The following is a 19,382-nucleotide window of genomic DNA, read 5'->3' as shown; positions in this document are numbered from 1 at the left end:
ATACCAAAAGGTGGCTTGTAGATTTATGGCTAAGGTAATCATCGAGGTGAAAGTGATTTGCAAAACAATGACTTAATTGGGAAAATTGTTCTTTCAAAATGCGGAAGAGATAAGAATCATTATTACGTTATTGTTGATAAAGTTGATGATACTTATTACCTTCTTAGTAATGGAAGTAATAAGACAATTCAGATGCCTAAGAAAAAAAGCATAAAACATTTTATTGTTTTAGAGAATGTAGATGATGAGATTAAAGCATCAGTTATATTAAAGAAAAAAGGTACTGATTTAAAAATTAAGAGATTTCTAAAACTAAAAGGCATTGTTAAGGAGGGTTGATTACCTTATGTCAAAAGATGATGTAATAGAAATGCAAGGTGTAGTCTTAGAGGCTTTACCAAATGCAATGTTTCAAGTTGAGTTAGAAAGTGGTCATAAAATTTTAGCTCACATATCAGGAAAATTAAGAATGAACTTCATAAGAATTCTTCCAGGAGATAAGGTTACTATAGAACTTTCTCCATATGACCTAACAAGAGGAAGAATTACTTGGAGAGCAAAATAAGGTAAAAGTATTTACCATAAATTACACAAGGAGGGTTAGCGATGAAAGTAAGACCATCAGTTAAGCCTATTTGCGAAAAGTGCAAGATTATTAGAAGAAAAGGAAGAGTAATGGTAATCTGTGAAAATCCTAAGCACAAGCAAAAACAAGGCTAATATGATTTAATATTAGGCAGAATAATTTACAATTATTAATATATTGACTTTTATTTGAAATTTCAATATTATTATATAGGCGTTTAAATCAGCTTATTGATTTTAGGTACGGCTGACGATAGGTTAAATTAACCTATCGACCTAAGATTTTAATATAAATTTATCAAAAGCAAAAATAAAAAATTGCATTTCAATAAACAGGAGGTGTAAGTTCAAATGGCAAGAATAGCAGGCGTTGACCTACCAAAGGAAAAAAGAGTTGAAATAGGTCTAACATATATATACGGAGTTGGTTTATCTACTTCTCAAAAGATATTAGCTACTACTGGAATCAATCCAGATACTAGAATCAAGGATCTTACTGAGGATGAAGTAAATGAAATCAGAAACTATGTAAACAAGAACTTAATGGTTGAAGGTGACTTAAGAAGAGATGTTGCTTTAAATATTAAGAGATTAGTTGAAATAGGTTGTTACAGAGGTATTAGACATAGAAAAGGTCTTCCAGTTAGAGGACAAAAAACTAAGACTAACGCTAGAACTAGAAAAGGTCCTAAGAAGACTATCGCAAATAAGAAGAAGTAGTGAGGAGGGATTTCGATGGCTCAAAAAGTCAAAAAGACTACTAGAAGAAGAAAAGAAAGAAAGAATGTTGAGCATGGTGCTGCACACATCCAATCAACTTTCAATAACTCAATAGTTACTTTAACTGATGCGGCTGGAAATGCTTTATCATGGTCAAGTGCTGGAGCTCTAGGTTTCAGAGGTTCAAGAAAGAGCACACCATTTGCATCTCAAATGGCAGCAGAAACAGCAGCTAAAGCAGCTATGGAACACGGTTTAAAGAGTATAGAAGTATACGTAAAAGGACCAGGTGCTGGTAGAGAAGCAGCTATAAGATCATTACAAGCTGCAGGATTAGAAGTAACTTTAATTAAAGATGTTACTCCAATTCCACACAACGGATGTAGACCACCGAAGAGAAGAAGAGTCTAATTATATTTAAATTCAACAGGAGGTGTAACGAATGGCAAGATATACTGGAGCTACATGTAGATTATGTAGAAGAGAAGGTCAAAAGCTATTCCTTAAGGGAGATAGATGTTATACAGATAAATGTGCTTTCGTAAGAAGAAGCTATGCACCAGGACAACATGGAGCAGCTAAGAAGAAGTTATCTAACTACGGAGTACAATTAAGAGAAAAGCAAAAAGCTAGAAGAATATACGGTGTTTTAGAAGGTCAATTCAGACATTACTATGAAAAGGCTGACCACATGAAGGGAATCACTGGTGAAAACTTATTAATGTTACTAGAAATGAGATTAGATAACGTTGTTTACAGATTAGGATACGGTGCTTCTAGAAACGAAGCTAGACAATTAGTTACTCACGGACATTTCTTAGTAAATGGTAAGAAAGTTGATATTCCATCATACAGAGTATCAGTTAACGATGTAGTATCTGTTTGTGAAAAGAGCAGAGGAACTGAAAAGTTCAAGACTTTTGCTGAAAATCCAAAGACATTACCAAAATGGTTAGAAGCTAACGTTGAAAACTATGAAGGTAAAGTTGTTGCTGTACCAGCTAGAGAAGACATTGACGTACCAGTTAATGAAACTCTAATTGTCGAATTATACAGCAAATAATAGTTTAATATATTTTATATTAAGATATTATTTTAGATTATTTAATGGAATCAGTTGCCCTCGTAAAAAGGTTGCCATTTTATATATAAGGAGGGTTTATACATGTTAGAAATAGAAAAGCCAATAATTGAATGTATAGAGTCAAATGAAGATGGTACATATGGTAAATATGTAGTTGAACCATTAGAAAGAGGATATGGTATTACACTTGGAAATGCAATGAGAAGAATTCTTTTATCTTCTCTTCCAGGTGTAGCTACTACATCAATTAAGATTGATGGAGTACTTCATGAATTCTCTACTGTACAAGGTGTTAAAGAGGATGTTACTGAATTAATTCTTAACATCAAATGTTTAGCATTAACAATGGAAGGCGAAGGTCCACAAACTATCTATATAGATGCTAAGGGACCAGGAGTTGTTACAGGTGCAGATATCAAGACTGATGGAAGTGTTGAAGTAATCAATAAAGATTTACACATTGCTACACTTGATGAAAATGGAAGACTGTACATGGAATTAACAGTTAACAGAGGTAGAGGATATGTTACTCAAAATAAAAATAAGAGTGATGCACTACCACTTTCATCAATAGCTATTGACTCTATTTATACTCCTGTTAAGAGAGTAAACTTTACAGTAGATAATACTAGAGTTGGTCAAATCACTGATTATGATAAATTAACACTAGAAATTTGGACTAATGGTACTATTAAAATAGATGAAGCTATAAGCTTATCTGCTAAGATTTTAATAGAGCACTTTAAGTTATTCATGTCATTAGGTGTTGCAACTAATGATGTTGAAATAATGATTGAAAAAGAAGAAGATAAGAAAGAAAAAGTACTAGAAATGACTGTTGAAGAACTAGATCTTTCAGTTAGATCTTATAACTGCTTAAAGAGAGCTGGTATCAATACAGTACAAGAGCTTGCTGGTAAATCAATGGACGACATGATGAAAGTAAGAAATCTAGGAAAGAAATCTTTAGAAGAAGTTGAAAGAAAGCTTAAGGAATTAGGTTTAGCCTTAAAACTAAGCGACGAGTAGGGAGGTAAATCCATGGCAGGTTATCGTAAGTTAGGTCTTTCTACAGACCAAAGAAGAGCTATGTTAAGAAGTCTTGTTACTAGCTTCTTAAAGCATGGTAGAATTGAAACTACTGAAACTAGAGCTAAAGAAGCTAGATCTATAGCTGAAAAGATGATTACTCTTGCAAAAAGAGGAGATCTTCACGCTAGAAGACAAGTTTTAGCTTACGTTTTAGAAGAAGATGTTGTTAAAACATTATTTGATGAAATCGCTCCAAAGTACGCTGAAAGAAACGGCGGATACACTAGAATGATCAAAAAAGGTCCTAGAAGAGGAGACGGAGCTGAAGTTGTTATACTTGAATTAGTATAATTTCACTCTGGGGATTAAGTTTTACTTAATCCCCATTTTTTCATATAAAAAAATATTAATTAAATATGTTGATTTTGTCATAAGATAATGGAGAGATTATATTAAATCAAATACTTGTAATTAATTAAAGCTTCTATATAATTAAATTATGGAAATTTATATGAAATTTATGTAATTTAGTTATATAAAATATGATGTTTCTAAAGGAGGGATACATATGCAGAAAATGATAGAATGTAAAAACGTAGTTTATAAATATTCTACAGGTGAAGAAGGAATAGAAAAGTTAGCTATAGATGGATTAAATTTAGATGTAAATAAAGGTGAATTTTTAGTTGTTTTAGGGCATAATGGATCAGGAAAATCTACTGTTGCAAAACATATGAATGCCTTATTAATACCTACTGAAGGAACTGTTATTGTAAATGGATTAGATACAACTGATGAAAATAATGTATGGGATATTAGATCAAGTGCAGGAATGGTATTCCAAAATCCAGATAATCAGTTAGTTGCAACAATTGTTGAAGAAGATGTTGCTTTTGGACCAGAAAATTTAGGGGTTCCACCACAAGAAATAAGAAAAAGAGTTGATGATGCTCTTGAAAAGGTTGGAATGAGTGAATATAAAAGGCATGCTCCACATTTATTATCAGGAGGGCAAAAACAAAGAATTGCAATTGCTGGTATATTAGCAATGCAACCAAAGTGTATCATTTTTGATGAACCAACTGCAATGCTTGATCCATCAGGTAGAAAAGAAGTAATGAATAATATTAAAGAGTTAAATAAAAAGCATGGAATAACTGTTATATTAATTACTCACTATATGGATGAAGCTGCCGAAGCTGATAGAGTGGTTGTAATGGATAAAGGAAAAGTAATAATCGAGGGAATTCCACGTGATGTTTTGTCAGAGGTAGAAACTATGAAGAAAATAGGGTTAGATGTTCCTCAAGTAACAGAAATATGTTATGAATTACAAAAAGCAGGAGTAAATATTGATACTAAAATTTTAAATGTGAATGAGATGGTGAGTGCGTTATGTCAATTAAAATAGAGAATTTAACACATGTATATATGCCTAAAACTCCATTTGAAAAAAAGGCATTAGATAATGTTAATTTAACAATAGAAGATGGAGAATTTTTAGCCTTAATAGGTCATACTGGTTCAGGTAAATCTACACTTATTCAACACTTAAATGGATTATTGGAGCCTAGCTCTGGAAGAATTTTAGTTGATGAAGTTGACATAACTAGCAAAGAGGTTAAACTTACTGATATTAGAAAGAAAATAGGATTAGTATTTCAATATCCTGAATATCAATTATTCGAAGAAACTATTGAGAAAGATGTAGCATTCGGGCCAAATAATTTAGGTTTATCTGCTGAAGAGGTCTCTAATAGAGTTAAGAAATCAATGGAGATGGTTGGTCTTGATTATGAAACTTATAAGGATGTTTCACCATTCGATTTAAGTGGAGGTCAAAAACGAAGGGTTGCAATAGCTGGTGTTATAGCCATGGAACCTAAGGTACTAATTCTTGATGAACCAACGGCTGGATTAGATCCTAAGGGAAGAGATGATATTTTAGAACAAATAAAGATACTTCACGAAAAATATAAAATGACAATTGTTTTAGTTAGTCATAGTATGGAGGATGTAGGAAAACTTGCTGAAAGAATTGTAGTTATGAATGGCGGAAAGATTGAGTTATTAGGAAAACCTTCAGAAATATTTAAAGAAGTAGAAACACTTGAAAGAATAGGGCTTGCAGTTCCACAAGTTACTTATTTAATGAGAGCATTAAGAGAAAAAGGTTTTGATGTTTCTGATGAAGTGTTTACTGTTGAAAAAGGAACTCAAGAAATTTTAAAAGCTTTAGCAAATAGAGGAAAGAGAGAAGTTTAAGATGATTAAAGATATAACTATAGGTCAGTATATACCAGGTGAATCTTTTATACATAAACTAGATCCTAGAACGAAGATATTAATAGCATTTTTATTTATAATTAGCTTATTTATTGTAGATAAATTTGTTGGATATGTTTTTATTGTTGCTTTCTTGGCATTAGTTGTTTATGTAGCTAAAATATCTCCTAGATATCTGTATAAGGGATTAAAGCCGGTATTTTTATTAATAGCATTAACTGCAATTTTAAATATTTTTATGCTTAGAGAGGGAAGATTACTTTTTGAACTTGGATTTATAAAAATTTATGAATCGGGAATAAAAACTGCATTATTTATGGCAATAAGATTAATACTTCTTATTATGGGGACATCTGTATTAACATTAACTACATCCCCAATAGAATTAACAGATGGAATAGAAAGATTATTAAGGCCAATAGGTAAAGAAATGGCTCATGAATTAGCTATGATGATGACTATTGCATTAAGATTTATACCTACTCTTATTGATGAAACTGATAAAATTATGAAAGCACAAAAAGCTAGGGGTGCTGATTTTGAAAGTGGTGGATTAATACAGAAGGCTAAGAGTTTAATTCCACTTTTAGTACCGTTATTTATTAGTTCATTTAGAAGAGCGGATGAACTTGCTATGGCCATGGAAGCAAGATGTTATAGAGGGGGAGCTGGAAGAACTAGAATGAAAGTTCTAAAGTTTACTTCTAAAGATTTCATTGCATTTGGTGTATTTGCTTTATTATTAACTAGTACACTCATTGTTAGATTTGCAATGTAATAAATTTAATTGAAAAGGTGATATGTTGAATAATATTAAATTAACCTTAGAATATGATGGAACAAATTATTATGGATGGCAAAAGCAAAAGGAGCTTAAAACAATACAAGGGGAGATTGAAGAGGCTATCGAGCTTGTTACTAAGGAGTATTGTGAAGTAACAGGAAGCTCGAGAACTGATGCTGGTGTTCATGCAAAAGGATTTGTTGCTAATTTTAAAACTAATAGTAAAGTGCCTCCTGCTAAGTTTAGAGAGGCACTAAACGTTAAATTGCCTGAGGATATAGTAATAATAAAATCAGAACAGGTAGAAGATGATTTTCACGCAAGATATTGTGCAAAGGGTAAGACATATGAGTATTATATATTAAATTCTGAAGTACCTTCTGCATTAATGAGAAATCAAATGTACCATTACAAATATGATCTTGATATAGATGCTATGAAAATTGCTGCAAAGCAGTTTATCGGTACACATGATTTTGCTGCTTTTAAGACACAAGGAAGTTCTGTAAAGGGTACTGTTAGAACTATTTTTGATGTAAAAGTAGAAAAAGAAGAGAAAGTTATAAAAATTTCTGTAAGTGGTGATGGTTTTTTATATAATATGGTTAGAATAATAGTTGGGACTCTAATAAACGTTGGTAGGGGAAAAACAGATGCTGTGTCAATATCAGATATAATAAATCAAAAAGATAGAACTTTAGCAGGAGATTGCGTGCCTCCTCATGGACTATTTTTAAAAGAGGTGTATTATTAAAAAATATTTACAAAAAATATTGACACACCCGCATCCGTGTATTATAATTTATTTTGTTTGTTAGAATAATTTATGTACGTAAGGCCACGAGCCCCGAGGTCTTGACATAAATGTTATACATAATGAAGTATAACGATAAATGTAAGTTCAGGGAGGGAAAACACATGAAATCATACATTGCAAAAGCACAAGAAGTTGAAAGAAAATGGTATGTTGTTGACGCTGCTGGTAAGCCACTAGGAAGAGTTGCTAGCCAAGTTGCTTCAATATTAAGAGGAAAGAATAAGCCAACATTTACACCAAATGTTGATTGCGGAGATTTCGTTATAGTTATCAATGCAGAAAAAGTTGTTTTAACTGGTAAGAAGTTAGATCAAAAAATGATGAGAAAGCACAGCTTATATCCAGGTGGATTAAAAGAAACTCCATACAGAGAAGTATTAGCTAAGAAACCTGAATTCGCTTTCGAAGAAGCAGTTAGAAGAATGCTTCCAACAGGAGTATTAGGAAGAAAAATGCTTAAGAAGTTAAAAGTATACCAAGGTGCTGAGCACGAACATGCAGCTCAACAACCAGAAGTACTTGAATTAAAGTACTAATACAAGCTCGGGAGGAGGAATAAAAAATGGCAAAAGTTCAATACATGGGTACTGGAAGAAGAAAAAAATCAATCGCAAGAGTTAGACTTGTACCAGGAAACGGTAAAGTTGTTATCAATAATAGAGAAATCGAAACTTACTTCGGTTTAGAAACTTTAAGAATGATAGTTAACCAACCATTAGTTTTAACTGGAACTAAGGATAAGTTCGACGTTTTAGTTAACGTTCACGGTGGTGGATTCACAGGTCAAGCTGGAGCTATCAGACACGGAATTACAAGAGCTTTAATTAAATCAGATGAAAACTTAAAATCTGAATTAAAGAAAGCTGGTTTCGTAACAAGAGACCCAAGAATGAAAGAAAGAAAGAAATACGGTCTTAAGAAAGCTAGAAGAGCACCACAATTCTCTAAGAGATAGTATTTTATCAGAGAGGTTTTATACCTCTCTTTTTTTTATGTGAAATAATATTATTAAAAGAGAAATTGCTTATAAGGTGCTATAATATTAAGTAATGACTTAATTATAAATATAATATTAAATCAAAATTAGAGGAAATTAAGTAAAAATATAAATATAAATATAAATAATCTGTATGTTTAGCAAAGTAATCATAACTAATAGTAAATAGTTAGTATGATTACTTTTTATTTTAATTAAATAAAGTTTATCAATATATATTAATGAAATATCTATCATAAAATTAAAAAGAATAATATTAAATCTATGTTAAAAAATGTTGAAATCTATTAACAAATGTTAAATTTTATTGTAAACTTAACGAGGTGAAACTTTTATTAATATACATAAAATATACAAGAGTGAAGGAGAAATTATCTTGGATACGATATTAACTATTGTTAAATTACTAGGTGGATTAGGACTATTTATCTACGGTATGAAGTTAATGGGAGATGGTCTTGAAAATGCTGCCGGAGAAGGATTAAAAAAGATACTTGAAAAAGTAACTAAAAATCCTATAATTGGAGTTATTGTCGGAGCTGTAGTAACTATGGTAATTCAAAGTAGTAGTGCTACAACTGTTATGGTGGTTGGATTTGTTAATGCTGGATTAATGAATTTAGCACAAGCGGCTGGAATTATAATGGGGGCAAATATTGGAACAACCGTTACGGCGCAATTAGTTGCTTTTAAATTAGATAATATTGCACCAATTTTTGTTTTTGTTGGTGCTATGATGGTAATGTTTGTTAAGGGCAAAAAGAGAAGAGAAATTGGTAACATAATACTTGGATTTGGTATTTTATTTGTTGGTATGGGAACTATGAGTGGAGCAATGAAACCATTGACATCATCTCCAATGTTCCAAGAAATACTTACAACAGTAGGATCACACTGGTATTTAGGTGTAATAGCAGGGGCATTAATTACAGCAGTACTTCAAAGTTCATCTGCGACTACAGGTATACTTGTAGCTTTAGCAACAGCAGGAGCATTAAATATTAACCAAGCACTTCCAATAATAATGGGATGTAATATTGGTACTTGTATAACAGCAATGCTTGCAACTGTTGGAACTAATAAAACTGCTCATAGAGCGGCTATGTTGCATTTAATATTCAATGTAGTTGGTACTATAATATTCTTACCAATAATAGTACCAGGGTTCTTAGGTAACTTTGTTTCATATTTCACTACAGATGTAAATAGACAAATTGCAAATGCACATACAATATTTAATGTAGTGAATACTTTAATAATGGTTCCTTTAATACCTATATTATGTAAAATAGTTGAGAGAATAATACCAGGTGAAGATGACGAAAAGGTAGGACCTAAATATATAGATGATAGATTATTAGAAACTCCAGTAATTGCGGCTGGACAAGTTGTTAAAGAAACTATAAGAATGTCTAATAAGGCAAAATTAAGTTTAGAATTAGCTATGGATGCATTTATGAAAAATGATGAAAACTTAGCTGAAAAAGTATATGAAAATGAAGAGATAATTAATAACCTTGAAGAATGCATAACAAATTATTTAGTTAAGCTTTCTAAATGTGAATTATCTGATAAAGAAAAGAATATAGTTGCATCTACATTCCATATAGTTAATGATATTGAGAGAATAGGAGATCATGCAGAAAACTTAGCAGATTTAACTGTTCAAAAGATTAATAAAAAATTAAGCTATAGTGATGAAGCTATTGATGAAATAACAAATATGTATCAAAGTACTTTAAAGGCATTAGATATATCAATAGAAAGTTATTCTGATAGAGATTCAGCAAAAGCAAAAGAAATAACAAATGTTGAAGCTGAAATAGATAAGATGCATAAGAGATACAGAGACCTACATATTAAGAGATTACATGAAGGTACTTGTAATGCATATGCTGGTGCAATATTCCTTGATTTATTAAGTAATCTAGAAAGAATAGGTGACCATTCAACAAATATTGCAGAAATAGTAGTTGAAAACAATAATTAAGAAAGAGCGAGAAATCGCTCTTTTTTTTATTTTGAATAAATAGTTATAAAATTAAACAAAATAAAAACAAGATTAACATAATGGAGGATGTGTTATGAAAAAAATTATTGTTGCTATTTTTACTTGCTTAATACTTACGAGTTTAATTACTCCAGCTTATGCAACGGTAAAAGAGGATGAATCACAAAAAATAATTTTAATTGATCCAGGACATGGTGGAATTGATGGTGGTGCAAAATCACAATCAGGAACAATAGAAAAGGATATAAATTTACAAATAGCATTAAAACTTAGAGATAACTTAGAGGAAAAAGGTTATAAAGTTTGTATGACCAGAGAAAGTGATGAAGGTCTTTATCAAGAAGGAAAAACTGTAAAAGAGAAAAAAAGGGAAGATTTGAAGAAGAGGGTTTCATTAAAGACAGAAACAAATTGCGATATATTTGTTTCAATACATCAAAATATGTTTCCACAAAGCAAATGTTATGGCGCACAAGTGTGGTATGCATCAAATGAAAAGAGTTATGAACTAGCAACTAAAGTTCAAGAATCTATTAAAGAAACAGTTAATGATAATAATAAAAGAGTTGCTAAGCCAGCAGGAGAAGCTTATTTAATATTAAGAGATAAATATGAAGGTGCTTCAATAATAGTGGAATGTGGTTTTTTATCAAATCCAACAGAAGAACAAGAGTTAAAAACTGATGCGCATCAAGAATTAATTGTAAAAGGAATATCTGATGGTATTGATAAATATTTTGATGGTAATTCTGAAAAAGGTGCAGAATAATAGAAATTTCCCAGGAAATTTAGGAGTTAGTAGTTAATTTTTATATTAGCTGCTAACTTTTTTGCTTTTTTTATAAATAGAATCTATTTTAGGTTTTAGTTGTAAAATTTATCTAAAAATAATAAACTATTCATATATACAGGAAGGGGAGGTTCTTAAATGAGAGAAATACATATATCAAAAATTATTGATACAGTAAAAGAACTTTGTATTGAAGCAAATTATTATTTATCAAATGATGTAAAAAGAGCATTATGCAATGCAAAAGAAAATGAAACTTGGCCATTAGCAGAAAATATATTAGATCAAATAATATTGAATTCTGATATAGCTAAAAATGAAAATATGCCAATATGTCAGGATACTGGAATGGCTTGTATTTTTATTGATATAGGACAAGATGTACATATTGTTGGGGGCTTATTAGATGATGCTATAAATGAAGGTGTCAGAAGGGGTTATGAAGAGGGCTTTTTAAGAAAGTCAGTAGTTAAAGACCCTATTAATAGAATTAATACAAAAGATAATACACCAGCAATTATTTATTATAATATGGTGGCTGGTGATAAAATAAAAATAACAGTTGCTCCTAAGGGGTTTGGATCTGAAAATATGAGTAGAATCAAAATGCTTAAACCATCAGATGGATTACAAGGAGTTAAAGATTTTATAATTGAGACCGTAAAGCTTGCAGGACCAAATCCATGTCCACCTATAGTAATAGGAGTGGGAATTGGAGGAACTTTTGATAAGGCTGCTTATCTGGCTAAAAAAGCATTAATAAGACCATTAGATAAAAGAAATGAAGATAAGTTTTATAGTGATTTAGAAGAGGAGCTTTTAGCTAATATTAATAAATTAGGAATAGGGCCACAGGGCTTTGGTGGAAAAACTACAGCTTTAGGGTTAAATATAGAAACATATCCAACTCATATAGCAGGTTTGCCTGTAGCAGTTAATATCAATTGTCATGCAACAAGACATAAAGAAAGAGAACTGTAGGAGGATTTAAAATGGAAAAGAAGATATCAACTCCTTTAACTGAAGAAATATCGAAAACATTAAGAGCTGGAGATAGCATATTATTATCAGGAATAGTTTATACTGCTAGAGATGCAGCTCATGGAAGATTAATAAATTTACTAGATGAAGGAAAAGAGTTACCTTTAAATATTAATGGTGAAGTTATATATTATGTAGGACCTACTCCAGAAAAGCCAGGAGAGGTTATAGGTTCGGCTGGACCGACAACTAGTTATAGAATGGATAGTTATGCACCAAGGCTATTAGATTTAGGTTTAAAGGGCATGATAGGTAAGGGTGCAAGAAATGAAGAAGTTATAAGTGCAATAAAAAGAAATAATGCAATATACTTTGGAGCAATAGGTGGAGCGGGTGCATTAATAAGTAAATGCATAAAGTCGTCAGAAGTAATAGCTTATGATGATTTAGGAGCAGAAGCAATAAGAAAGCTAGAAGTAAAAGACATGCCATTAGTTGTTATAATAGACACAGAAGGAAATAACCTATACGAAATAGGAAAAAAAGAATACTTAGAAAGTATTTAAAGTATTAGGGTAAATAGAAAATGTTGCATAGTCTACTTTTCTAAGAATATTGAAATATTATTTATCAGCAAAAACATTAACTCAATTTTAGGTTAAAAGTTTGTGAATTAGTTATTACATTCAATTTTAGGTTAAAAGTTTGTGAATTAGTTATTACATGGATAAAGAAAAAAGAAAGATTATCTCTTCGGGAATTAGTGAAATATTCCCTACGATATAATCTTTCTTTTTTGATATTACACGTAGTAACTAAATTGTTGCGAAGCCTTTTCCTTTAACTTCAGATACATCTATTATAGTAATAAAAGCTTTTGGATCAACTCTTAATATTTTAGTTTTTAAGCTAATCATTTGAGATGTTGTAACTGCAACATATAATAGCTTTTTCTTATCTCTAGTATATCCACCCTCAGCCATAAGAGCAGTAACACCACGATGCATATCTTTTATTACGTAATTAATAATATCATTTTCCTTTTCAGTTAAAATAAGAAGAAGTTTTTTACTAGTAAAACCATTTAGTACTTTATCTAAAAGTGTGCTGGTAATGAATAGTGATATTAATGTGTATAGAGCTCTAGGTAGTCCAAATATGAAAACTGAAATACCAACTATAATTAAGTTAAATCCAAATCCAACTTTTCCGATATCAAAGTTTGAATATTTTTTTCTAATAACCATAGTAATAATATCAGTACCACCAATAGAACCATTTCTATAAAATACTAATCCATAGCCAATTCCACTTAAAACTCCACCATAAATACAATATAATAACATATCATCAACTTGAACTAAGTTAGATAAAGGTTTAGTTATCATTAATGCAGTTGAAAATGAAATCATACCTATTGCAGTGTAAATAGTAAAGCGCTTGCTTAAGAATTTATAACTTACAAAAAATAGGGGGATGTTAAGTAGAAAAACTGTTATTCCTGATGGAACATTAAATAAATATTGCAGAATTAGTGCTATACCAGTAACTCCACCACTTAGAAGCTTAGCATTAGATAGGAATAGATTAACTCCTAATGAAGAAATAAAACATCCTAAAATAATTACTACAACGTCAATGTAAAAACTTTTACTTTTAAATAAATCTTTCATAAAAAATACCTCTGTATTAATATATCGATAGTTTTCATAAAGATTATATATTAAAAATATAGCTATGTTAAGTAATTTATTTTAAATATATGTAACATAATAATAATAAATAAAAAAATGATAAATATATGGAAAGTAATTATTGATTAATAATCATTATAGATTATTAAAGGAAATTGAAGAAATTGAAAAGATAAGTCTTTTTTTTTAGTTTTTTTGCTTTATAAGTTATTTTACAATAATAAATAGTAAGATTATAATTACGATATATTGTGTAGAGAAGAATAAAATATACTATATATAGTGGAGGAGCAAACGTGGTTAATTTAGAAAGTATTTGTAAAAAAGCAGTTAGTGAAATAGATGATTTACAAGGAATTTATGTAAAAGAGAAGCTAATTGATGGGTGTAAAAATATAATAAGAGAGTCAATGAATGAAGAGGAAGTTAGAAATTCTGTAATTCAAATAGCATTAGAGCTAACTACTGAACAAGAGCCAAAGTGGCAGTATGTTGCATCGAAATTATATGTAGATAGATTATATGATGAAGTAAAAAGAAATAGAGGAAGAGAAGTACAAGATAAGCCATATAGTAATTATTATGAATTTATTTCTGAAATGACTGATAAGAAATTATATGGAAAGTATATTTTAGAAAATTATACTAAAGAAGAAATTGAGGAATTGGAAAAAGAGATAAAGCCTGAAAGAGATTATATATTCACTTATAGTGGTATAGATTTATTAACAAAAAGATATCTTATTCAAGACTATAATAGAAAACCTCTTGAGCTTCCACAACAAATGTTTATGGGAATAGCAATGCATTTAGCAATTCCAGAGGATAAACAAAATAGATTAGTGTGGGCAAAGAGGTTTTATGATGTTTTAAGCTCACTTAAAGCAACTATGGCAACACCTACTATGTCAAATGCTAGAAAGCCATTTTATCAATTAAGTTCATGTTTTATTGATACAGTAGAGGATAGCTTAAAAGGAATATATAAATCTTTAGATAACTTTGCAGAAGTATCAAAGTTCGGTGGAGGAATGGGAATTTATATAGGTAAGATAAGAGCTATAGGATCAGCGATAAGAGGTTTTAAAGGAGCATCAGGTGGAGTAATTCCATGGATAAAGCTATTTAATGATACGGCAGTAGCAGTTGACCAATTGGGAGTAAGAAATGGATCAGTTGCAATATGGCTTGATGCTTGGCATAAAGAAGTACCAGAGTTTTTACAATTAAGAACTAATAATGGTGATGATAGAAAGAAAGCGCACGATATTTTCCCAGGGCTTTGTTATCCAGATTTATTCTGGAGATTAGCAGAAGAGAATATAGACGCTAATTGGTACATGATGTGTCCTCATGAGATTAAATCCATTAAGGGATATTCTTTAGAAGATTACTATGGGGAAGAATGGGAAAAAAGATATTATGATTGTGTTAATGATGACAGAATTGATAAAAGGGTAATGTCTGTTAAGGATATAGTTAGATTGATTATTAAAAGTGCTGCAGAAACAGGAACACCTTTTGCTTTCTACAGAGATACAGTAAATAAAATGAATCCTAACAAACATGCAGGAATGATTTACTCTTCTAATTTATGTACAGAAATAATGCAAAATATGAGTCCTATGGATATTCAAAATACAACAATAACAGATGACAATGGAGATACTATTATAGTTGAAAAAACTAAGGCAGGGGATTTTGTAGTTTGTAATCTTTCATCAATAGTATTAGGAAATGTTGACGTAAATAACGATGAAGATGTGGAATATGTAGTTGAAACTCAAATAAGAGCTATGGATAATGTAATAGATCTAAATTACTACTCAGTACCTTTTGCTGAAGTTACTAATAAAAAATATAGAGCAATAGGATTAGGAACTAGTGGATACCATCATATGCTTGCAAATAATAAAATTCACTGGAATGAAGAAAAACATTTAGAGTTTGCAGATAAGGTTTATGAAAAAATAAATTATTATGCAATTAAAGCAAGTATGAAAATAGCTAAAGAAAAAGGAGCATACTCATGTTTCGATGGTTCAGATTGGCAAAATGGAGAGTATTTTAGCTTAAGAAATTATGATTCAGACAAATGGAATGACTTAAAAAGTGATGTAAGAAAATACGGATTAAGAAACGGATACTTATTTGCAGTTGCTCCAAATGGTTCTACAGCAACAATAGCTGGAACATCAGAGGGAGTAGATCCTGTTATGGCAAGATTCTGGCTAGAAGAAAAGAAGGGAAGTATTGTTCCAAAAACAGCTCCAAATTTAAGTTGGGAGAATTTCTGGTACTATAATTCAGCTTATAATATAGATCAACAGCTTTGTATAAAGATAAATGGAATTAGACAAAGACATATAGACCAAGGTCAATCATTTAATTTATATATAACAACAGAATATACAATGAGACAAATAATGAATTTATATATAACAGCATGTAAGTGCGGAGTTAAATCTATTTATTATGTAAGATCTAAGTCATTAGAAGTTGCAGAATGTGAAAGCTGTTCTGCATAAAAATTGATTATTATCTCAAAAGTATTAATTGTGTAGAGGATTAATGCTTTTGAGACATACTAAGTTAAGAGCGGGAGAAAAGAAATGGAGATAAGGAAAAAGCCTTTATTTAATGAAAATGGTGATATTGAAGTTAGTAAGAAAAAAATGATAAATGGAAATACCACTAACTTAAATGACTTTAATAATATGAAATATAAATGGGCATCAGATTGGTACAGACAGGCAATGAATAATTTTTGGATTCCAGAAGAAATTAATCTTTCTCAGGATTTAAAGGATTATGGAAAGTTAGATAATAACGAAAGAATGGCATATGATAAGATATTATCATTTTTAATATTCTTAGATTCAATACAAACAGCTAATTTGAGCAATATAAATAATTATGTAACTGCTAGTGAAATCAATTTATGTTTAACTATTCAAGCATTCCAGGAGGCTGTACATTCACAAAGCTATAGCTATATGCTTGATACAATTTGTTCACCAGAAAAAAGAAATGAAATTCTTTATCAATGGAAAGATGACAAAGTTCTTCTAGAAAGAAATAAGTTTATTGGAGAGCAATATAATAAATTTTTAGAAAATCCAACTGAAGAAAATCTTATAAGAACTATTATGGCTAACTTCATATTGGAAGGAATTTATTTTTATTCTGGATTTATGTTCTTTTATAACCTTGAAAGAAACGGGAAGATGCCAGGTTCAGCTCAAGAAATTCGTTATATAAATAGAGATGAAAATACACATTTATGGTTATTTAGAAGTTTAATTCGAGAACTTCAAAAAGAAGAGGCAGAAATATTTACTAAAGAGTTTGTTGAAGAATTAAGACTTATGATGAAAATTGGAGTTGAACATGAGATTAATTGGGGAAATTATGTTATTGGAGAAAACATACAAGGAATTAATAAAAATCTAATTGATTCATACATTAAGTATTTAGGAAATAAAAGACTAAAAGAAATAGGATTAGAACCTTTATTTGAAGGATACGATAAAAATCCAGCTCCATGGGTTGATTCATTATCAAATGCTAATACTGTTAAAACAGACTTCTTTGAGGCTAAATCAACAGCTTATGCCAAGGCTAGTGTTTTAGTTGATGATTTATAAATTATACGTATAGCGAATGATTTTTCTTGAAATAATAAATAAATTCTATATTTTTTTAGGAGAATGCTTCCACACAAAGATAAAATTTAAAAAAATTAATGATAACGTTATTTAAAATATGTTATAATACTCATGGTCGTATTAAGTTTAAATAAGATAAATTTAAAATGGGATAGATTTATCTTACAAATTTTCAACAGTATATAATAGGTCATTAAATTGTAATAGAAATATTATAGTGGCTTAAAGTATAACAATAATTTTAATAATAGTATTAAATTTATGCTTAAGTGTAGGAGGAATTTATATGAAAAAAGGTATCGCTGCATCAAAAGGTTACGCTATAGGTAAAGTATTTATTCAAGAACATGAAGAAATAGTTATTAACGATGCTAAAGTTGAAGACGTAGCTGCAGAAAAAGAAAAATTAAATGTTGCATTAGAAGCATCAAAACAACAATTAACAGCAATAAAGGAAAAAACACTTGCTGAAATAGGTGAACACGAAGCGGCTGTTTTCGAAGCTCACTTAACACTATTAGATGACCCAGAATTTACTGGTCAAATGGAAATGACAGTTGAAAATGATAGCTTAAACGCTATGAAAGCTGTTCAAAATGTAACAGATACATTTGTTATGATTTTCGAATCAATGGACAATGATTATATGAGAGAAAGAGCTGCTGATATTAAAGACGTTTCTAAGAGAATCATCTCTAACTTAGCAGGAAAAGGTGGAAGTGCATTTGCTATAACTGAAGAAAATACAGTAGTTGTAGCTCACGATTTAACTCCATCAGATACAGCTCAATTAGATAGATCAAAGGTTTGTGGTTTCTTAACAAACATCGGAGGAAGAACTTCTCACTCAGCTATCATGGCTAGAACATTAGAAATTCCTGCTGTTGTTGGTTTAGGAGATATAACTACAACTGTTAAAAATGGTGATTTAGTAATAGTTGACGGTATCGAAGGTATTGCTATAATCAACCCATCTGAAGAAGTAGTTGCTGAATACAAAGCTAAGAAAGAAGCTTTTGCAGCAGAACAAGAAGAATTAAAGAAACTTATCGAAGTTAAAACTGTAACTAAATCTGGTAAGAGAGTTGAAGTTTGCGGTAACATCGGTAAGCCAGAAGATATAGATCAAGTTTTAGCTAACGGTGGAGACGGTGTAGGATTATTCAGAACTGAATTCTTATACATGGACAGAGACCAAGCTCCAACTGAAGAAGAACAATTCAATGCTTACAAAACTGTTTTAGAAAAAGCTAACGGTAAGCAAGTTGTTATAAGAACATTAGATATCGGTGGAGATAAGGTATTACCTTACTTACCATTACCTGAAGAAATGAATCCATTCTTAGGATACAGAGCTATCAGATTATGCTTAGATAGAAAAGATATATTCAGAGTTCAAATCAGAGCTTTATTAAGAGCTTCTGTTTACGGAAACCTTTGTGTTATGTTCCCAATGATTTCTGGATTAGAAGAATTCCAAGCTGCTAAAGAATTCGTTGAAGAATGTAGAGCAGAATTACATGCTGAAGGAATTAAAACTTCAGAAACTACTCAATGGGGTATCATGGTTGAAATTCCAGCAGCAGCAGTTATGGCTGATGAATTAGCTAAGTATGTTGACTTCTTCTCAATCGGAACTAATGACTTAATCCAATACACATTAGCTGCTGACAGAATGAGTGAAAAAGTATCATACCTTTATAATCCAATGCACCCAGCTGTATTAAGATTAATAAAGATGACTATTGATGGAGCTCACAAGCACGGTAAATGGGTTGGAATGTGTGGAGAAATGGCAGGAGATGAAGCTGCTATACCTACATTAGTTGAATATGGATTAGATGAGTTCTCAATGAGTGCTACATCAATCTTAGGAGCTAAGAAAATAATATTAGACCAAGAATAATATAAAAAAAGAGAATCGCATTAGTGA

Annotated in this window: 22 protein-coding genes; 21 read left to right on the top strand and 1 reads right to left on the bottom strand. The window is 30.6% G+C overall.

The genetic code is table 11. The features are described 5' to 3' along the window. The first annotated feature begins 57 nt into the window (after positions 1-57). From TY07_RS14260 to TY07_RS14175, 18 genes are all read left to right on the top strand, one after another. Positions 58-339 carry a KOW domain-containing RNA-binding protein gene (locus TY07_RS14260; protein ID WP_042401491.1) on the top strand — a complete coding sequence of 94 codons (282 nt, stop codon included), beginning with the start codon at positions 58-60 and terminating at the stop codon, positions 337-339. A 7-nt stretch (positions 340-346) separates the two neighbouring features. Then, entirely contained in the window at positions 347-565 is a 219-nt protein-coding gene (gene infA / locus TY07_RS14255; protein WP_005212092.1) for a translation initiation factor IF-1, read from the top strand. 41 nt (positions 566-606) lie between these two features. After that, positions 607-720 (top strand): 50S ribosomal protein L36, encoded by a 114-nt coding sequence (gene rpmJ / locus TY07_RS14250; protein ID WP_003448032.1) that lies wholly within the window; start codon positions 607-609, stop codon positions 718-720. 216 nt (positions 721-936) lie between these two features. Then, a complete protein-coding gene (rpsM, locus tag TY07_RS14245) occupies positions 937-1,305 on the top strand; it encodes a 30S ribosomal protein S13 (protein ID WP_042401482.1) in 369 nt (122 codons plus the stop codon). 15 nt (positions 1,306-1,320) lie between these two features. After that, positions 1,321-1,716, top strand: a complete 396-nt coding sequence (gene rpsK, locus TY07_RS14240) for a 30S ribosomal protein S11 (RefSeq protein ID WP_005212098.1) — start codon at positions 1,321-1,323, stop codon at positions 1,714-1,716. Positions 1,717-1,747: 31 nt separating this feature from the next. After that, on the top strand, positions 1,748-2,368 hold the full coding sequence (gene rpsD, locus TY07_RS14235; protein ID WP_042401480.1) for a 30S ribosomal protein S4: 621 nt from the start codon (positions 1,748-1,750) through the stop codon (positions 2,366-2,368). Between the two features lie 102 nt (positions 2,369-2,470). Beyond that, a complete protein-coding gene (locus TY07_RS14230) occupies positions 2,471-3,418 on the top strand; it encodes a DNA-directed RNA polymerase subunit alpha (protein ID WP_042401477.1) in 948 nt (315 codons plus the stop codon). A gap of 12 nt (positions 3,419-3,430) precedes the next feature. Beyond that, positions 3,431-3,772 carry a 50S ribosomal protein L17 gene (gene rplQ, locus TY07_RS14225; RefSeq protein ID WP_042401475.1) on the top strand — a complete coding sequence of 114 codons (342 nt, stop codon included), beginning with the start codon at positions 3,431-3,433 and terminating at the stop codon, positions 3,770-3,772. 217 nt (positions 3,773-3,989) lie between these two features. Then, the gene (locus tag TY07_RS14220) at positions 3,990-4,832 is read left to right on the top strand and encodes an energy-coupling factor transporter ATPase (protein ID WP_042401473.1); all 843 of its coding nucleotides are present in this window, start codon (positions 3,990-3,992) and stop codon (positions 4,830-4,832) included. Next, complete coding sequence (locus TY07_RS14215; RefSeq protein WP_042401470.1) at positions 4,817-5,686, top strand: energy-coupling factor transporter ATPase; 870 nt, start codon at positions 4,817-4,819, stop codon at positions 5,684-5,686. The genes TY07_RS14220 and TY07_RS14215 overlap by 16 nt, the downstream gene beginning before the upstream one ends. A gap of 1 nt (position 5,687) precedes the next feature. Continuing rightward, complete coding sequence (locus TY07_RS14210; protein ID WP_042401466.1) at positions 5,688-6,485, top strand: energy-coupling factor transporter transmembrane component T family protein; 798 nt, start codon at positions 5,688-5,690, stop codon at positions 6,483-6,485. 25 nt (positions 6,486-6,510) lie between these two features. Beyond that, on the top strand, positions 6,511-7,245 hold the full coding sequence (gene truA, locus TY07_RS14205; protein WP_042401463.1) for a tRNA pseudouridine(38-40) synthase TruA: 735 nt from the start codon (positions 6,511-6,513) through the stop codon (positions 7,243-7,245). A gap of 164 nt (positions 7,246-7,409) precedes the next feature. Continuing rightward, positions 7,410-7,844, top strand: a complete 435-nt coding sequence (gene rplM, locus TY07_RS14200) for a 50S ribosomal protein L13 (RefSeq protein ID WP_042401459.1) — start codon at positions 7,410-7,412, stop codon at positions 7,842-7,844. Between the two features lie 26 nt (positions 7,845-7,870). Beyond that, positions 7,871-8,263: a 30S ribosomal protein S9 gene (gene rpsI / locus TY07_RS14195; RefSeq protein ID WP_042401449.1), complete on the top strand. Its 393-nt coding sequence runs from the start codon at positions 7,871-7,873 to the stop codon at positions 8,261-8,263. Positions 8,264-8,681: 418 nt separating this feature from the next. After that, positions 8,682-10,295: a Na/Pi cotransporter family protein gene (locus tag TY07_RS14190; protein WP_042401444.1), complete on the top strand. Its 1,614-nt coding sequence runs from the start codon at positions 8,682-8,684 to the stop codon at positions 10,293-10,295. A gap of 94 nt (positions 10,296-10,389) precedes the next feature. Then, a complete protein-coding gene (gene cwlD / locus TY07_RS14185) occupies positions 10,390-11,085 on the top strand; it encodes an N-acetylmuramoyl-L-alanine amidase CwlD (protein WP_042401439.1) in 696 nt (231 codons plus the stop codon). Positions 11,086-11,244: 159 nt separating this feature from the next. Next, complete coding sequence (locus tag TY07_RS14180) at positions 11,245-12,087, top strand: fumarate hydratase (protein ID WP_042401435.1); 843 nt, start codon at positions 11,245-11,247, stop codon at positions 12,085-12,087. Between the two features lie 11 nt (positions 12,088-12,098). Next, positions 12,099-12,653, top strand: a complete 555-nt coding sequence (locus tag TY07_RS14175) for a Fe-S-containing hydro-lyase (RefSeq protein ID WP_042401432.1) — start codon at positions 12,099-12,101, stop codon at positions 12,651-12,653. Positions 12,654-12,902: 249 nt separating this feature from the next. Here TY07_RS14175 and TY07_RS14170 read toward each other — a convergent pair whose 3' ends face one another. Further along, on the bottom strand, positions 12,903-13,760 hold the full coding sequence (locus tag TY07_RS14170; protein WP_042401431.1) for a YitT family protein: 858 nt from the start codon (positions 13,758-13,760) through the stop codon (positions 12,903-12,905). A gap of 335 nt (positions 13,761-14,095) precedes the next feature. On the opposite strand from TY07_RS14170, the gene TY07_RS14165 reads away from it, so the two are divergent. From TY07_RS14165 to ptsP, 3 genes are all read left to right on the top strand, one after another. Beyond that, positions 14,096-16,309, top strand: coding sequence for a ribonucleoside-diphosphate reductase subunit alpha (locus TY07_RS14165; protein WP_423752216.1), 2,214 nt, complete (start codon positions 14,096-14,098; stop codon positions 16,307-16,309). An 84-nt stretch (positions 16,310-16,393) separates the two neighbouring features. Further along, the gene (locus TY07_RS14160; protein ID WP_042401425.1) at positions 16,394-17,428 is read left to right on the top strand and encodes a ribonucleotide-diphosphate reductase subunit beta; all 1,035 of its coding nucleotides are present in this window, start codon (positions 16,394-16,396) and stop codon (positions 17,426-17,428) included. 307 nt (positions 17,429-17,735) lie between these two features. Next, the gene (gene ptsP, locus TY07_RS14155) at positions 17,736-19,355 is read left to right on the top strand and encodes a phosphoenolpyruvate--protein phosphotransferase (protein WP_042401423.1); all 1,620 of its coding nucleotides are present in this window, start codon (positions 17,736-17,738) and stop codon (positions 19,353-19,355) included. Positions 19,356-19,382: the final 27 nt, after the last annotated feature.

It is taken from the genome of Clostridium saudiense (assembly GCF_000577815.1).
Classification (GTDB): domain Bacteria; phylum Bacillota; class Clostridia; order Clostridiales; family Clostridiaceae; genus Clostridium; species Clostridium saudiense.
Note: the sequence above shows the minus strand (reverse complement) of the source record. Positions and strands in the feature narration are given on the sequence as shown.

What these genes read in the sequence shown, in the direction of transcription:
- rpsK (WP_005212098.1), top strand. Translation starts at nt 1,321, where the DNA reads ATGGCTCAAAAAGTCAAAAAGACTACTAGAAGAAGAAAAGAAAGAAAG.
- infA (WP_005212092.1), top strand. Translation starts at nt 347, where the DNA reads ATGTCAAAAGATGATGTAATAGAAATGCAAGGTGTAGTCTTAGAGGCT.
- TY07_RS14175 (WP_042401432.1), top strand. Translation starts at nt 12,099, where the DNA reads ATGGAAAAGAAGATATCAACTCCTTTAACTGAAGAAATATCGAAAACA.
- rpsD (WP_042401480.1), top strand. Translation starts at nt 1,748, where the DNA reads ATGGCAAGATATACTGGAGCTACATGTAGATTATGTAGAAGAGAAGGT.
- rpsM (WP_042401482.1), top strand. Translation starts at nt 937, where the DNA reads ATGGCAAGAATAGCAGGCGTTGACCTACCAAAGGAAAAAAGAGTTGAA.
- ptsP (WP_042401423.1), top strand. Translation starts at nt 17,736, where the DNA reads ATGAAAAAAGGTATCGCTGCATCAAAAGGTTACGCTATAGGTAAAGTA.
- TY07_RS14210 (WP_042401466.1), top strand. Translation starts at nt 5,688, where the DNA reads ATGATTAAAGATATAACTATAGGTCAGTATATACCAGGTGAATCTTTT.
- TY07_RS14180 (WP_042401435.1), top strand. Translation starts at nt 11,245, where the DNA reads ATGAGAGAAATACATATATCAAAAATTATTGATACAGTAAAAGAACTT.
- rplM (WP_042401459.1), top strand. Translation starts at nt 7,410, where the DNA reads ATGAAATCATACATTGCAAAAGCACAAGAAGTTGAAAGAAAATGGTAT.
- TY07_RS14220 (WP_042401473.1), top strand. Translation starts at nt 3,990, where the DNA reads ATGCAGAAAATGATAGAATGTAAAAACGTAGTTTATAAATATTCTACA.
- rpsI (WP_042401449.1), top strand. Translation starts at nt 7,871, where the DNA reads ATGGCAAAAGTTCAATACATGGGTACTGGAAGAAGAAAAAAATCAATC.
- TY07_RS14230 (WP_042401477.1), top strand. Translation starts at nt 2,471, where the DNA reads ATGTTAGAAATAGAAAAGCCAATAATTGAATGTATAGAGTCAAATGAA.
- TY07_RS14215 (WP_042401470.1), top strand. Translation starts at nt 4,817, where the DNA reads ATGTCAATTAAAATAGAGAATTTAACACATGTATATATGCCTAAAACT.
- rplQ (WP_042401475.1), top strand. Translation starts at nt 3,431, where the DNA reads ATGGCAGGTTATCGTAAGTTAGGTCTTTCTACAGACCAAAGAAGAGCT.
- rpmJ (WP_003448032.1), top strand. Translation starts at nt 607, where the DNA reads ATGAAAGTAAGACCATCAGTTAAGCCTATTTGCGAAAAGTGCAAGATT.
- cwlD (WP_042401439.1), top strand. Translation starts at nt 10,390, where the DNA reads ATGAAAAAAATTATTGTTGCTATTTTTACTTGCTTAATACTTACGAGT.
- TY07_RS14170 (WP_042401431.1), bottom strand. Translation starts at nt 13,760, where the DNA reads ATGAAAGATTTATTTAAAAGTAAAAGTTTTTACATTGACGTTGTAGTA.
- TY07_RS14160 (WP_042401425.1), top strand. Translation starts at nt 16,394, where the DNA reads ATGGAGATAAGGAAAAAGCCTTTATTTAATGAAAATGGTGATATTGAA.